Below are 14,183 nucleotides of genomic sequence, written 5' to 3'. Positions count from 1 at the left end.
GGGAGGAGCTGGGAGACGGGAGAAGGGTGGTGCCGCGGCCCGCCCGGTTGCCCGACCGGACCGCGGCCGATCGGCTCAGCCCTTGGTGATCGGGATGGTGGTCGGTTCCTGGGTCGCCGGCGGCCGGGAGACCGGGACGCGGACCTCGAGGATGCCGTCCTTGTAGCTGGCCTGGATGTCGGTCTCCGCGGCACCGTCGGCCAACGGCAGCACCCGGGAGAAGCTGCCGTAGCGGAGCTCGTGGCGGGTGTAGCCCTTGTCCTCGGTGTCGCTCTCCACCCGACGCTCGGCGTGGATCCGGAGCGCGCCGTCCTGGACGGTCAGCTGGACGTCCTGGTCCGGGTCGATCCCCGGGAGCTCGGCCCGGATGACCTGGGTGTCGCCGTCGCGGTACTCGTCGACGCTGATCACGTCCTCGCCCTGCGGCTCCCAGGTCATGCCGAACGCCCGGCGCATCGGCATGGTCCGCATCCACTCCTCGAAGACCCGGTCGAGCCGGGCGAACGGGGACATGGCGGCGGGGGGCTCCTCGTTGCGGTGCTGGAGCGTGCTCATCGTTCCTCCTCGTGGTGGGGTGTGCGGGGCTCCACCGTCGCGCGGGGGCCGGGCTCGGGGCAGGGACCTTGGTCGCCATCTCGGGCGCCCTTCGGGCCGCGGCTGACCGGTGGACTCAGCGCACCCGGCCGTCGACCAGGCAGGTGGTGCCCGCGACGTGCGTGTGCGCCTCGGCGACGTGGGCCCGCACCTCCTGCAGCAGGTCCGTCTCCCGGTGCGGGAGCGCCAGCGCCACCGGCCGTCGGGTGGACAGCGCGGGACGCTCGAAGACCGCCCGGGCGCGAGCAGTCCCCAGCTGCCGGGGGAGACCCTCGTCGAGCCAGAAGACCAGCTGGACGGTGGCACCCTCGTCCGCCACCTCCACGTGGGCCACCGCTCCGTGCTCCCTCCGCGCGGTCACCCCGTGCTCGTCCTCGTCCAGCCACCAGTCCCGGGGTGAGTGCGTCATCGGTCCTCCTCGTCCACCGGCTGCGCGCGGCACCGGCACCAGTCACGGGTGATCGGTCCCAGCATCGGTCGCCCACCACCGCCCCACCGCGGTCACTCGTCCCCTTGCCCGCGGACCCGGGTCCCGTGCCGCGGCCGCGGCACGGGACGGTGGCGCGGGCGGTCGGGACCTTCGACCCCGATCCAGTGCTGCCCGTCGGCACCTACTGTCGGTCCTGGACGCCCAGCGGGCGCTGGGCGACGTCGCGGCCGTGCAGGCGGCCAGGAGGAGGGGTGCCCCAGTGACCACCACCGACGACGCCGGACCGGCGATCCGGGTGTTTCTGCTCGACGACCACGAGATCGTCCGGCGAGGGATCGCGGACGTGCTGGAGACCGATCCGGGCATCACGGTCGTGGGCGAGGCCAAGGACGCGTCCGGTGCGCTGGCCCGGGTGCCGGCACTCCAGCCCGACGTGGCCGTGCTGGACGTACGGCTGCCGGACGGGAACGGGGTCGCGGTCTGCCGGGAGCTGCGCTCGACGATGCCCGGCCTCAAGGTCATCATGCTGACCAGCTACAGCGACGACGAGGCGCTCTTCGACGCCATCATGGCCGGCGCCTCGGGCTACCTGCTCAAACAGATCCTCGGCCAGGACCTGGTCAGCGCAGTACGCACCGTGGCCGCCGGGGGCTCGCTCCTCGACCCCAGCGCCACAGCTGCGGTACTGGACCGGATGCGCCGGGCGGCCGAGCCGGCAGGTCCGCTGGCCACGCTCAGTGACCAGGAGCGGACGGTGCTCGCGCTGATCGGGGAGGGACTGACGAACCGGCAGATCGGTGAGCGGATGTTCCTGGCCGAGAAGACGGTCAAGAACTACGTCTCGCACCTGCTGGCCAAGCTGGGGCTGGAGCGACGCACCCAGGCGGCCATCCTGGCCACCGAGCTGAGGGGCTCCGGCTCGGGCGCGAGCAGGGGCTGAGACAGGGACCGCTGCGGTCGGGTCACGCGTCAGCCGCTGTTGCGCGCCGGCAGCGGAGCCTGCCAGCGGAGAAGCGTGCCGGCCCCCCCGGTCACCCCGCGGATCGTCGACGAGCCACCCCGGCGCTGGGCGCGCTCGGCGATGTTGCGCAGTCCGCTGCGGGCCACGGTGGGGTCGATGCCCCGGCCGTCGTCCCGTACCTCGAGCACCACCTCGTCAGTCACCTCCAGGGTGACCGTGACGTGTCTGGCACCGGAGTGCCGGGCGGCATTGCTCACGCCCTCCCGGACGACCGCGGCCACGTCGGTGGCCAGGTCGCCGGTGACGAGGCTGTCGACGGCCCCGGACATCCGCACGGTCGACTGCAGGTCGTCACCGGCGGTCTCGGTCACGATGTCGAGCACCTGGCGGCGCAGGCTGTCGCTGTGGTCGGTGCCGTCGGTGGTGTGCAGGTCGAAGATCGTGGTGCGGATGTCGCGGACGGTCTCGTCGAGCTGGTCGACCACCTGGTGCAGCCGCTGCTGGACCACGTCGTCCCGGACGCGGGTGGCTGCGGCCTGCAGGCTCAGGCCGGCGGCGAACAGCCGCTGGATGACGTGGTCGTGCAGGTCGCGAGCGATCCGGTCGCGGTCCGCGTAGACGTCCAGCCGACGGGCGACCTGCTGTCGGGCCGCCATGTCCAGGGCGAGTGCGACCTGGTCGGCGAATTCGCTGATCAACGGACCCACGGCGGGGTCGAAGGGCGGCCCGCCTCCGCGCCGGGCCGCGATGATCACGGCCGCCTGGGCATCGGTCCCGCGCAGCGGCACCCCGATGGTGTGTCCCCAGGACACGTCTCCGTTGGGCCCGTCGTAGGAGAGGCCCGCCATGTCGAGGGCGGTCACCGTCCCGGCAGAGACCACGGCCAGCAGCGCCGGTGCGTCGACCGGGTGGAGGTGCTGGCCGGTGATGTCGACCAGCCCCTCGCCGGTCTGGGCCTGGACCTCGTACGTGCCGTCAGCTGGGTCCGGCCCTCGGACCAGCCATGCGCCGTCGGCTCCGGTGAGGTCGGCGACGCGTCTCACCACGAGCACGAGGGCATCGTCGGGGGGCATGCCGCTCAGCAGCATCGACCGGACGTCGCCGACCGCGGCCAGCCACCGGCGCCGGAGCTCGCCCTCCTCGTAGAGCCGGGCGTTGTCGATCGCGATGCCCGCCGCCCCCGCTAGGGCGACCAGCACGGCGTCGTCCTCGGCGGTGAACTGGCCACCGCCGCGCTTCTCGGTCATGTAGAGGTTGCCGAAGACCGCGCCCCGTACCAGCACCGGGACCCCGAGGAAGGTGTGCATCGGCGGATGGTCGGGCGGGAAGCCGACCGAGGCCGGGTGCGTGCTCAGCTCTGTGATGCGGAGGGGGTGGGGGTCGGTGATCAGCTGACCCAGCACCCCCTTGCCCTCGGGGAGGTGCCCCATCCGGGCCCGCAGCTCGTCGTCGATGCCCACCGTGATGAACGCTCCCAGCCCGCCCGCCGGAGCGAGCACCCCGAGTGCCCCGTACTCCGCGTCGACCAGCCGGGCCGCGACCTCGACGATCCGGCGGAGCGTCGTGTCCAGGTCCAGTCCGGCCGAGACACTGAGGAAGGCGTCCAGCAGGTCCTGGACGCGCTCCTGGGTGCGGGCGACCGTCTGCAGCCGCTCCTGGACCTCGTCGAGCAGCTCGGTCAACCGCATCCCGGCCAACGGTGAGGCGGTCTCGTCGCCGCTGGCCGCGCGCGCAACACCGGGTGGGGTGTCCATGTCCGCGAGCATTGCAGCCGCCGCCGCCGGGCAACAGGCCTCGTCGACCAGACGCCGCAGCTGTCCACGGCCTCCCCTCACGTGGGCAGATCCACGTGCTGGCCGGAGGGCTGGCGCATCGAGATGCCGTCGACGGCTGCGGCGGAGCGCTTCACCCGGCGGCCCTGGACCAGCCGGACCTGCACGCAGATGTAGCAGCGGGTACCGGCGCCGACCCATGGCCGGACGCCCAGCTCGTCGAGCCGGGCGACGTCCCGGGCGTCGGTGACCACCCGGGAGGGACCGATGACGGTCACGTTCCAGCCGGTTCGCGTGGCGGCGTCCACCTCGTCGACCTCGAAGGCGACCACGGCTCCCACGCTGGCCACCGCCACCTTGCTCCCCGCGTACGTGGGTATGCAGACCTCGCCGCCCGAGAAGGCGAAGGCCGCCGGCTGCACCGCGGGCAGGGCACCTTCGGTGAAGACGAGCCGGCCGATCGGCGTGGTCCGGAGCAGTGCGAGGCACGTGGCCTCGTCCAGCACCGACAGCTCTCGTTCACCGTGGTCGGTGGTCACCCCGATCACGCCGATCACGAGGGAGTGGGGGACGGCTGGTCGCTGAGCACGTCGACGAGCTCGGCGGCCATCTCCTCCGCCCATTCCCGCAGGCCGTCCCAGTCGCGGAAGTCGCCCACGGGGGCCCGCATCGCCGTGACCATCGCGCGTTCGCCGATGCCGAGCAGCCGCTTGTCCAGGCGGCCCGGGAGGACCCGGTGGCCGCGAGCGCGGAGGCTGGCGACGAGGGGGCCGACGTCGTGCGGCTCGTCGGGTGGGAACGGGGGCTCGCCGATCGGGCCACTGCTGAGCAGCCAGACCGGTCGCTTCCGCAGCGCCATCGCCTGGTCGTCGGCGTAGTGCCGAGCCGGCTCCAGCCAGCGGCCGGCGTAGACCCCGCTGCCGAGCACGACGGCGTCGAAACCGTCGGGGTCGGGCCGCCGCTCGACCGGCAGCGCCACGGCCGAGAGTCCATGGCGCCGGCCCGCATCCGAATCCGCCAGCGCCCTTGCCAGCGCGGTGGCCAGTTCCATCGTGGCGCCGTGCTTGCTCGCCACGGTCACGAGGACGCGGGGTGGGTCGATCGTCATGCTCTGCCCCTCTCGCTCTCCATGTCCTGCTCCCTGTCCGGAACCGGCTTGTCGTGTCCAGCTTCGGTGCGGCGGCACGGTCGGAGCAGAGGCCGAGGGCCCGGTCCCGCGGGACGTGTGACGCAGTCACGGGTCGGGGCACGCACGTCGGTCGGTCGCTCGCCAGCCGTGCCGGCGGTGGTGGCAGTCACGAGGGCCCCACCGGCACGTGCAGTGCACGGATCGGTTCGGGTACGGCCGCCGGTGTCAGCGGGACGATCAGCACCGGCGTCGGTGCCGCTGCCAGCACCGCGCGCAGGGCCGGGGGACCCGGGTGTCCCTCCTGGTCCTCGCGGCCCACGACGAGCAGGCCGGCACCATGGGCCATCTCCATCACCGCCGTCGGGTCCGGGAGCACTGGATCACGGAGGTGGACCGCGACAGCGGGGTACGTCCGGGCCAGGTCCCGCAGCTGCACCGTCAGGTCCGGGGGCGGGCCGCTCTCGGCGTGCGACGTCGGGACGACGTCGAGCCCGGTGCTGCGGGTGGAGGCCTCGAGGACCGCTGCGGACAGCAGCCGCCGGACCCGCGCTCCGCCGGCCACGAGGACCACCACCGGTGCCGCAGCCGGCACCGGCGGTCCCGGGTGGACCACGAGGACGGGGCAGGGCGACCGCTGGGCCACCGCAGCGGTCACAGCGCCAACGTGCGGACCGTGGTGGTCGGCACCGGATACCCCCAGGACCAGCAGCTCAGCCGCCGCGGCTTCGCGGAGGAGCACCCGGACCGGGGGCCCCATGACGACCGCGGTCCCGATCTGCCCACCGGGGAGGTGGTGGGCCAGCGTGCGCCGCAGCGCCGAGAGCTCCGCGGCGGCCGCGGTGCCCGGCCCCGACTGGACCGACTGCTGCACCCGCCGGTCGGGGGTGGTCGTGAGGGGGCCGGGCAACGCCCGCACCAGACGCAGCGGCAGGAGCCGCCGGCTGGCCTCCTCGGCGGCGGCGCCCACCGCAGCGGCGGACGCGCCGGAACCGTCCACGCCCACGACGATCGGGCGGAAACGGCTGGTCAGACCCACGTCGTCCCTCCTCGGCCGTCAGACACCGGTACGGACCAGGGGACGCTCTGCGCCGGGGGAGGAGCGGGTCCGTCATCGCGGACCTCAGCCCCTGGCGGGCGCAGGCTGTTGCGGACCACCTCGTCCCGGAGCCGGCGCGGGGACCTCTGTGCGGCGGCGAATCCGATGCGCACCAGCATCTGCGGGTGGTCTTCCCAGGTCAGCGCGGACCGGATGGCGGCGCGGGTGACGGGCACCTCGAGCACCTGGCTCATCGGGCGTGCGCGCCAGCCCAGCCGCTCCAACTCCAGCAGGACCCGCTCCATCGCCTCCCCAGCGCGCAGCCAGGCGGGTGGCTCGTCGGTCCTCGTCGCCAGGACCACGAAGCTCCGGTCGGCGCCGGTCTCGCTGTCCACGGTGAACCGGTCCGGCTCTGGCGTGCTCCTCGAGGGAGTGAGGTCGGCGGTCTGCCAGCGTGCCCGGTCGGCGGCGCAGTCGGGGTCTTCGGCCTGCAGGGTGTCGGCCTCCCGGGTGAGTCGGGCGACGAGGTGGCGGTGCTCGTCGGACAGGACGGGGACCAGGACGGTGTCCTCGGCTGCGGCGGCGGCGCTCAGGTGGGGCAGCAGTTCGTCGGGCACCTCCTCGGCCAGGAAGTCGCGGCGGTTGGTCCGTCGCTCCGGCACGACGGCGGCCAGCTGCGAGATCCCGGAGTCCGGGGCGCCCGGAACCGGCCACACCACCGCGGCCCTGTCCGGAGCGGCCGGATCAGGGAAGCGCGCGATGTCCACGGCCCAGCCCCGGGCGGCCAGCGCCACGCGGATGTTGAACAACGCGGCCCCGAGGCTGAGAGTGAGCTCGCGGCCGGCTGCGTCGAGGGCGCGCAGCTGCCGCGACCGGTCGGCTCGCAGTTCGATGCGGTCCCGGTGCAGCACGATGGTCCAGGGCTGACTGCCGTGCACCGAAGGCGCGAGCATCGCGGCGTCGGCGGCCTCCTCCAGCGCCTGCATGCGCTCATCGAGCGCCGTCATCGGGCCGGATGTCGTCCAGGCGTTCATCTTGTCTCCGTCTGTTCGTCGTCCTGCCCCGAGCCTCCGCGGGACCGTGGCCGCCCGAACGGGGCACCGGTCCTGCAGCGAAGGGACGAAGGGCCCGACGTCCGGGCGCGCATGTGGTCTGCCGGCTCGGAGATCAGTCCTCTGCGGTGGGTTCAGCTGGGGAGGTCGGCCGGGTGGTCCGGCGACGGGACCACCGCTACCGGGCACCCGGCCCGGTGGACGACGGCGGCGGCCACCGAGCCGAGTCCACCCAGCCGGCGGTGCGGGTGGCCGACCACGACGAGTTCGGCGGACAGTGCAGCGCCCAGCAGCAACTGCGCGGCGGGCCCGTGCTCCGCGACCTGCCGGACGACGACCTCGAGGTGCGCCGCCGTCGCCTCGACCAGCGAATCGGCGAGGTCGGCTTCCGCGCGCCGCTGCGCAGCATCGGCGTCGACGAGGGGCAGCGACAGGCGGACTGCACCGGGCAGGCTGCGGCTCCAGGCGCGCACGGCGACCAGCTCGCACCCACGTGCCGCGGCAGCGGAGACGGCGAACGCCGCGACGGCCGGGTCCAGCTCGTCGCCGGCCAAGCCGGCCACCACCCCGGTCCGGCTGCGTGTGCTCCACGGCGGCGTCCGGGGGACCAGCAGCACCGGGCAGTGGGACTGGTGCACGAGGGCAGCCGCCGTCGAGCCCAGGATCAGGTCGGTGAGCCGCCCGCGGCCGGTCGAACCGAGGCAGAGCAGCTGGGCCCGGGTGGACTCGGCGGCGAGGAGGTCGACCGGGTGACCGACCTCGATCCTGGTCCGCACTTGGAGCCCGGGCACCTCGGCGCGGGCACCGCTGGCGGCGTCCTCGAGGGCCAGCGCCGCGGCGATGCGCATCGCGAGGAGCACGTCGAAGCCCTCCGGCGCCGGGACGACGTCGGCCTCGCTCCACGGGAGGGCCAGCACCAGCTCCAGCGCGACGCCCCGTGCAGACGCCTCCCGAGCGCCGACCCGGACCGCAGCCCGTGCCAGGGGGTCACCGTCGACCCCGCCGACGACGGGGCGCCCGTCCAGCTGCGGGTCGTCTGCGGTCTGCGCGTCCATGGCCGCTGTTCCCGGGCCGAGAGCTCTCAGCCCTCGAGCGGGCCCGTGACGACCGCTGCACGGCGGATGGGCTCCGCCGGCCGGGGCGCGGGGATCGCCACCGGGACGGTGAGCACGGGGATCTCGACCCGGTGCAGGACGGAGTGCACGGTGGCGCCCGGCCCACCGTGGGCGAGGTCCTGGCGCCCGACGACGAGCAGCACGGCGTTCCCGGTCGCCTCCACGAGGACCTGGCCGGCACGTCCGCGACGGACCTCCGTGTCGATCGTGAGGTCCGGGTGGCGACGCCGGAGCTCGGCCACCATGGGTTCGACGGCTGCGGACTCGGCGTCGACGCTCGCCTGGACGTCGAGCCGCCAGCGCAGCGGGTGGACGGCGTCCTCCGTCAGCTGGCGCCAGGCGTGCACCACACGCACCGGTTCGCCGCGGAGCTGTGCTTCCGTGGCCGCCGCGGCGAGCACCTCCCGGCTGCCGGCTGCTCCGTCGACGCCCACCACCACACCGGACCTCCGTGGACCCAGGAGGTTGGGGCTGCGGTGCACCAGCACCGGGCAGGCGGCCGTGGCCGCCACCGCTTCCGCCACGGAGCCGAGCACGTCGCCGGAGCCCCAGGTCAGGCCGCTCGCGCCGATGACGAGCAGGTCACCCGGTTGCGTGGCGCGGCAGAGGGCCGTCTCCGGTCGGCCGTCCAGCAACTGGACGCTGATGGCCCAGTCAGGGAGATGTCCGGCGAGGCTGCGTCGCAGCCGCTCCAGGTCCGCGTTCGCCGAACGCCGGGCAGCGGCACAGGCCTCGTAGGCATCGGGCAGTCCCGGCACGTCGCCGGCCGGCCAGTGGAATGCGCGGACCAGCCGCAGGGGCAGGCGGCGGCGGTCGGCCTCGAGGGCGGCGGCGCGGGCCGCCGCGGCGGCCGGCTCCGAGCCGTCCACCCCGGCCACGACGGTGGGGGAGTGCGTGCGCATGTGTGCTCCTGGGTGACGAGGTGGTCGGGTCGGCCCTCCCCGTCGATCGTGCGGCAGGGCGCCGCCGCCGGGCGATGACCTAGGTCCCGGATCACCGAGCCGAAGCGCACTCGCCCGGGCGCGGGCCCCGGACCACCGTGGACGACACAGGAACCGCATCGACGGAGGAGGGGACACCGTGACCGCATCGGAGGGCTCCGGCCCACAGGACCCGCACCCGCGACGGCGCCCGGCTCCCGACCCGCTGGCCATGTCGCCGGCGGAGAAGCTGGCGGCCGAGTGGGAGGCACGGCACGACGTCGCGGCCCGCGGCCATCGCGGGACGGCCGGTGCGGTGCAGCACTACCTCGCCGAGTCCCGCACGCACGAAGCGCAACGCTCCGGGGTCACCGCATCGGGCGCCGCTTCCGCACCGCACGACCAGCCGGTCGGGGACCGCGAGACGGCGGTTCCACCGTCGCCCTCCCGGCGCCGCTGGTGGCCGTTCGGCCGGCGCCGGTGATCGTCACGCCGTCGTGAGGTCGCGGCGCCGGAACGCCGCCAGACCCACCGCGACCAGCACCCCGGCCAGCGCGGCGAGGACCAGCAGTGGCGCCGCCGCCCAGGCCTCGGCCGGCACGGTCGGGGTCTGGGCCAGCGGCGACAGGTCGCTGACCCAGCCCGGCCAGTCGAAGGGCTCCGCGAACAGCGTGACCACCAGCAGGACCCCAAACACCGACCAGGCGGTCGGCACCGCTGCGCCGGGCACCGCTCCGATGAGCGCGGCGGTCACCCCCGCCACCACCCAGACCGCGGGCGCGTAGCCGAGCGCGGCACCAGTCAACCGGAGCACGTCATTGGCGTCCCCGGTGATCGCCGCGCGGCTGAGGCCGGTGGTGAGCCCGTCCAGGGCGAGCAGCGCGGTCGCCCCCCGCGAGGGCGACCGTGAGATGGCTGCCCAGCCAGCGGGAGCGGCTCACGCCGGTCGCCAGCACCGGCTCGGCCCGGCCGGCGGTCTCCTCAGTGCGTGCGCGGCGGGTCGCCGAGACGGCGTGTCCGGCCACCAGCAGTGCGGTCATCTGCAGGGTCACGCCGAGGTAGGCGTCGACCAGATCGGCGGCGCCGTCCGCACCGAGGAAGACCTGGGCGTCGGGGTTGTCCTCGATCAGCGTCTCCACCGACTCTGCGAGCCAGCCGTAGACGAAGCCGAGCAGTCCCACGCCCACCGCCCAGCCCAGCAGGGCGCCGCGGTGCAGCCGCCAGGCCAGTCCGAGCGGGGAGGACAGCGAGGCAGGGGCCGTCGCTGCGCCGGGCCGTGGCTGCCAGAGTCCGGCACCCAGGTCGCGGCGGTCCAGCAGCCGGCGGGCGGCCAGCAGCAGTACGGGCGTGGCGACCACCGGCAGCAGCAGCGGCCACCACCGGTCGGACGACCAGGGGTGGGTGGCCTGCGCCCAGCCGATGGGCGAGGCCCACGACAGCCCGTTGCCGGTGATGTCGCCGACGGCCCGGACGACGAAGGCGATCCCCAGCAGGCCGCCGGTCAAGCCGTAGACGCCGCGGGTCACGCCGGTCAGCTGGGCGCAGACCGCGGTGACCCCGGTGAAGACCAGGCCGACCGAGGCGGTCGCGGTGCCCAACAGGAGCGACCCGCTGACCGGCAGGCCGGTCAGTGCCGCGCCGGCGGCGATGGCCTCCCCCATCCCGGCGCAGGCTGCCGACGACAGCAGCGACGCCGCCACCAGCGGGGCGTGCCGCCCGACCTGCGCCGACCGGACGAGCTCGGTGCGGCCGGCCTCCTCGTCGGCGCGGGTGTGCCGCACGGTCGTGAACATCGCCATCAGGACGGTGAGCAGCACCACGGAGGTGGAGATCTCGAACGCCACGGTCCCCGCCACGGTGTCCAGCCCCACCGGGGGGCCGGAGAAGGCGATGCTCGCCGCGTTGCTGCCGGCCGACGCCCGGTAGGCCGCGAGGGCCTCCGGAGTCCGGTAGAAGGTCTGGTTCGACGTGGACTGGACGGCCACCAGCGCGCCGCCGGCCACCACCCAGACCGGCAGCCGGAGGCGGTCGCGACGCGCGGCGAACCGGAGCAGCACGCCGGTGCCGGCCAGGGTCGGGTTGCTCAAGACGACCGGCTCCCGGCCACGCCGACGTCCCCGGCGACCTGGTCGCCGTACTGCCGGAGGAACAGCTCCTCCAGCGTCGGGGGTGCACTGACCAGGCTGCGCAAGCCGGCCTCGGTCAACCGCCGGACGGCCCCGTCCAGGTGCTCGCTGTCGACGTCGAAGACCACCCGGCCGTCGCCGACGCGCAGCCCGTGCACGCCGGGCAACTCCGTCAGTCCGTCCACCGGGCGCACGGTCTCGGCGGTGACCGACGTGCGGGTCAGTGCCCGGAGCTCACCCAGCGTGCCGCTCTGCACGGTTCGGCCCAGTCGGATGATGGACACCCGGTCGCACAGCGCCTCCGCCTCGGCCAGGATGTGGCTGGACAGCAACACGGTGCGCCCCTCGGCGCGGGCCTGGTGGATGCAGCTCTGGAAGGTCGCCTCCATCAGCGGGTCCAGCCCGGAGGTGGGCTCGTCGAGGACGAGCAGCTCCACGTCGGAGGCGAGCGCGGCGACCAGGGCCACCTTCTGCCGGTTGCCCTTGGAATAGGTCCGCGCCTTCTTGCGCGGGTCGAGGTCGAAGCGCTCGAGCAGCTCGGCCCGGCGCCGGGGGTCGGTGCCGCCCCGCAGCCGGCTGAGCAGGTCGATCACCTCACCACCGCTGATCGTCGGCCACAGCGTGACATCACCGGGCACGTAGGCCAGCCTCCGGTGCAGCGCGACGGCGTCCCGCCAGGGGTCGCCGCCCAGCAGCTCAACCCGGCCGGCGTCCGAGCGGAGCATGCCGAGCAGCACCCGGATCGTGCCGGACTTGCCCGACCCGTTCGGCCCGAGGAACCCGTGCACCTCCCCAGCTCGCACCTCGAGGTCGAGCTCGTCCAGGGCGCGGGTGCGGCCGAACGTCTTGACCAGGCCGGACACCGAGATCACTGCGGTCATGCCGAGCGAGGCTGCGCCGCTGTCTGGTCGGGCGACAGGTGCTCCGGACCTCGGTCGGCGGGACCAGTGGCCCTGGCCGGGTCCCGGGCCGGTCGTCTGCACTGAGCGGATGCTCCCCGGACCGGATCTGTCCGCCGCCCCTCCACGACGCCGCCCCTGGCTGGTCGTCGGGGTCGGGGGCACACAGGAGAGCCGGGGAGCCCTGCTGTGGGCGCTGCACGAGGCCGCGCGGCGGGACGGGACGGTGCTGGCGGTCACCGTGTGGAACGGCGGCAGCGAGACGGAGCGGGCCGAGCGTGAAGCCGAGCTGGTGGCCCGGGTACGCGAGGCCGTCGAGGAGACCGGCGTGCGCGGCCGCACCCAGGTGCAGTTGGTGGCCGGGCCGGTGGCCGAGGTGCTCACCGCGCTGTCCGAGGAAGCCGACGTGCTCGTCCTCGGGCAGCACCACCTCACCGGCTGACCCGTTGCCCGGCCCAGCGGGCACGGTCAACGGGCGGCGGGCGGCTCCCAGGGCGCGTCCAGCGCCCGGATGGTCTCGTCCACGGGGCGGCGTCCGGTGCGTGGAACGGGTTCGGCGCTGATCGAGGCCCACCCCAGCCGCAGCAGCAGCTGTGGTTCGCCCTCGCCACCGAGGACCGTCCGGCGCAGTTCCGCCCGGGTCGCGGGCACCTCCAGCGGCTGGCTGATCGGGTCGGTGGCCACGCCCCAGCGCGTCGCGGTGAGCAGCACCGCGCTCAGCGCCTCGCCGCAGGCCAGGTCTTCCAACGGGGAGGCTCCGGCGGTGGAGAGCAGGGCCAGCACGGTGCCGTCGGTCTCGTCCCGCCCGAGGGTGACCTGGGCCTGGTCCCGGCCGGCGAAGTGCCGCACCGGCACGACGCCGTCCGGGTACGGCGGCACGTTCCCGCCGGGGACGCCCTCCGGAGCTGCTCGCCCCCGTCCGGACCAGGCGGCCGTCTCTGCGGCGACCGCAGGGTCCAGGGCCTGCTCGACACCGGCGTGGGCGATCAGTGCCGCCACCTGCTGCCGGTCGGTCTCCTCCGTCAACGGCTGGAGGCCGGCTCCCTGGGCGGCGGCAGCACGCGTCAGCTCCTCCAGCAGCTCCTCGGGCACCGGCCAGGTCGACATCACCCGGCGGTCGGACCGCCGCTGCTCGATGGCCGCCGCCAGCATCAGCTCCTCGGGGGACGGCTGCCGTCCAGGGGACACCTCCACCGCGGCGAGGTGCACGGGGTGCGCGGGGTCGGGGAGCCGGTGCACCCGGGAGGTGCAGCCGGCGGCCAGCAGGGCCACCCGGAGGTGGTGCAGCGCGGCGCCGCAGCTGATCCGCAGGTTCCGCCCGTCGGGGTCGGTGGCCGGGAGTGCGCGCGCGGTGTCGGCGAACAGGTGGATCGAGTGGGCGCCCAGCCGCCACTCCCACGGCTGGGTGTTGTGCACCGACGGCGCCCTGTTGGCCAGGGCGATCGCTGCGCGTGCGGTGCTGCGGTCGAGGGTGAGAGAGGGCACCGGGACTCCTCGGGCTGGGCGGTCGGACCCTGCCGAGCCTGATCGGGTGGGCTGCGGCAGGGGAGAGCCGGAGGTCCCGAGGCCGGGGGACGTCAGGTCGTGCCGGGCCCCGTGCGCTCGCGCGCGCCCAGCCCGGCGGCCACCTCCGATGCCCAGCGGTCGATCGCCGGCCAGTCGCGCTGGTCGCCCGGACGGCCGCCGACCACGCGCCAGAAGGCCCGGCCGGCCGCGTTCACCTGGCTGGTGTCCAGGGCGCCCACGAAGAGCCGATGGTCCCGGACGGCGAGGTGCGGCGGGAAGCCCTGCTGCACCCGGCGGACCTCCTGGGCGGCCATCCGCCGGCGGAGCGGACCGTCCGGCGAGAGGCCGCCCACGCTGAACGCCCAGCAGGGGCGCGCGGGGAGCCCGGCCGCGCGCTGGAGGAAGTCGATCGCCGGCGGCAACCACGCCATGCTGTGCACTGCGCTGCCCAGCACCCACGCACCGAAGTCCTCCGGCTGCACGTCCGGTCCGAGCGGCAGGCAGGCCACCGGCAACCCCGACTCGCGGAGCCGGGCGGCGATCCGCTCGGCCACGCCCCGGGTCGACCCGGCGGCAGTGGCGTACCCGACCAGTACGGGTGTGGCTGTGTCCATGGGACGACCCTCGTCGCCAGGGTCAGGGA

At 74.8% G+C, this 14,183-nt stretch carries 17 protein-coding genes; 3 read left to right on the top strand and 14 right to left on the bottom strand.

Annotated features, from left to right (window positions below; translation table 11 throughout):
- Nucleotides 1-75: 75 nt before the first annotated feature.
- Together O2W15_RS11610 and O2W15_RS11605 are read right to left on the bottom strand one after the other, a co-directional pair.
- Entirely contained in the window at nt 76-555 is a 480-nt protein-coding gene (locus tag O2W15_RS11610; RefSeq protein WP_269179537.1) for an Hsp20/alpha crystallin family protein, read from the bottom strand.
- Nucleotides 556-670: 115 nt separating this feature from the next.
- Nucleotides 671-1,003, bottom strand: coding sequence for a hypothetical protein (locus tag O2W15_RS11605; protein WP_269179536.1), 333 nt, complete (start codon nt 1,001-1,003; stop codon nt 671-673).
- Between the two features lie 280 nt (nt 1,004-1,283).
- Here O2W15_RS11605 and O2W15_RS11600 point away from each other — a divergent pair, with 280 nt between their 5' ends.
- A complete protein-coding gene (locus O2W15_RS11600; protein WP_269179535.1) occupies nt 1,284-1,964 on the top strand; it encodes a response regulator in 681 nt (226 codons plus the stop codon).
- Nucleotides 1,965-1,993: 29 nt separating this feature from the next.
- Here the strand turns inward: O2W15_RS11600 and O2W15_RS11595 are convergent, their stop codons facing one another.
- From O2W15_RS11595 to O2W15_RS11565, 7 genes are all read right to left on the bottom strand, one after another.
- A complete protein-coding gene (locus O2W15_RS11595) occupies nt 1,994-3,739 on the bottom strand; it encodes a GAF domain-containing sensor histidine kinase (RefSeq protein WP_269179534.1) in 1,746 nt (581 codons plus the stop codon).
- A gap of 77 nt (nt 3,740-3,816) precedes the next feature.
- Complete coding sequence (locus tag O2W15_RS11590) at nt 3,817-4,296, bottom strand: pyridoxamine 5'-phosphate oxidase family protein (RefSeq protein WP_269179533.1); 480 nt, start codon at nt 4,294-4,296, stop codon at nt 3,817-3,819.
- 14 nt (nt 4,297-4,310) lie between these two features.
- Nucleotides 4,311-4,865 (bottom strand): flavodoxin domain-containing protein, encoded by a 555-nt coding sequence (locus O2W15_RS11585; RefSeq protein WP_269179532.1) that lies wholly within the window; start codon nt 4,863-4,865, stop codon nt 4,311-4,313.
- Nucleotides 4,866-5,052: 187 nt separating this feature from the next.
- The gene (locus O2W15_RS11580; RefSeq protein WP_269164306.1) at nt 5,053-5,922 is read right to left on the bottom strand and encodes a universal stress protein; all 870 of its coding nucleotides are present in this window, start codon (nt 5,920-5,922) and stop codon (nt 5,053-5,055) included.
- On the bottom strand, nt 5,913-6,956 hold the full coding sequence (locus tag O2W15_RS11575; RefSeq protein ID WP_269164307.1) for an Acg family FMN-binding oxidoreductase: 1,044 nt from the start codon (nt 6,954-6,956) through the stop codon (nt 5,913-5,915). Before O2W15_RS11575 ends, O2W15_RS11580 begins: the two co-directional genes overlap by 10 nt.
- 152 nt (nt 6,957-7,108) lie before the next feature.
- Nucleotides 7,109-8,029 carry a universal stress protein gene (locus tag O2W15_RS11570; RefSeq protein ID WP_269164308.1) on the bottom strand — a complete coding sequence of 307 codons (921 nt, stop codon included), beginning with the start codon at nt 8,027-8,029 and terminating at the stop codon, nt 7,109-7,111.
- Between the two features lie 26 nt (nt 8,030-8,055).
- On the bottom strand, nt 8,056-8,991 hold the full coding sequence (locus O2W15_RS11565; protein ID WP_269164309.1) for a universal stress protein: 936 nt from the start codon (nt 8,989-8,991) through the stop codon (nt 8,056-8,058).
- A 178-nt stretch (nt 8,992-9,169) separates the two neighbouring features.
- Here O2W15_RS11565 and O2W15_RS11560 point away from each other — a divergent pair, with 178 nt between their 5' ends.
- Nucleotides 9,170-9,493: a hypothetical protein gene (locus O2W15_RS11560; protein WP_269179531.1), complete on the top strand. Its 324-nt coding sequence runs from the start codon at nt 9,170-9,172 to the stop codon at nt 9,491-9,493.
- A 3-nt stretch (nt 9,494-9,496) separates the two neighbouring features.
- On the opposite strand, the gene O2W15_RS11555 is transcribed toward O2W15_RS11560, so the two are convergent.
- From O2W15_RS11555 to O2W15_RS11545, 3 genes are read right to left on the bottom strand one after another with little or no spacing between them, the layout of a single operon-like run.
- Nucleotides 9,497-9,823, bottom strand: coding sequence for a hypothetical protein (locus tag O2W15_RS11555; RefSeq protein WP_269164311.1), 327 nt, complete (start codon nt 9,821-9,823; stop codon nt 9,497-9,499).
- A 1-nt stretch (nt 9,824) separates the two neighbouring features.
- On the bottom strand, nt 9,825-11,096 hold the full coding sequence (locus O2W15_RS11550) for an ABC transporter permease (protein ID WP_269179530.1): 1,272 nt from the start codon (nt 11,094-11,096) through the stop codon (nt 9,825-9,827).
- Nucleotides 11,093-12,016, bottom strand: coding sequence for an ABC transporter ATP-binding protein (locus tag O2W15_RS11545; protein WP_269179529.1), 924 nt, complete (start codon nt 12,014-12,016; stop codon nt 11,093-11,095). Before O2W15_RS11545 ends, O2W15_RS11550 begins: the two co-directional genes overlap by 4 nt.
- Nucleotides 12,017-12,125: 109 nt before the next feature.
- Here O2W15_RS11545 and O2W15_RS11540 point away from each other — a divergent pair, with 109 nt between their 5' ends.
- Nucleotides 12,126-12,476 (top strand): universal stress protein, encoded by a 351-nt coding sequence (locus O2W15_RS11540; protein ID WP_269179528.1) that lies wholly within the window; start codon nt 12,126-12,128, stop codon nt 12,474-12,476.
- Nucleotides 12,477-12,502: 26 nt separating this feature from the next.
- Here O2W15_RS11540 and O2W15_RS11535 read toward each other — a convergent pair whose 3' ends face one another.
- Nucleotides 12,503-13,519, bottom strand: coding sequence for an Acg family FMN-binding oxidoreductase (locus O2W15_RS11535; protein ID WP_269179527.1), 1,017 nt, complete (start codon nt 13,517-13,519; stop codon nt 12,503-12,505).
- A 92-nt stretch (nt 13,520-13,611) separates the two neighbouring features.
- Nucleotides 13,612-14,154: a flavodoxin domain-containing protein gene (locus tag O2W15_RS11530; RefSeq protein ID WP_269164316.1), complete on the bottom strand. Its 543-nt coding sequence runs from the start codon at nt 14,152-14,154 to the stop codon at nt 13,612-13,614.
- Between the last annotated feature and the right edge of the window lie 29 nt (nt 14,155-14,183).

The sequence above is a fragment of the Modestobacter sp. VKM Ac-2979 genome, from assembly GCF_026967995.1.
Taxonomy (GTDB): domain Bacteria; phylum Actinomycetota; class Actinomycetes; order Mycobacteriales; family Geodermatophilaceae; genus Modestobacter.
Note: the sequence above shows the minus strand (reverse complement) of the source record. Positions and strands in the feature narration are given on the sequence as shown.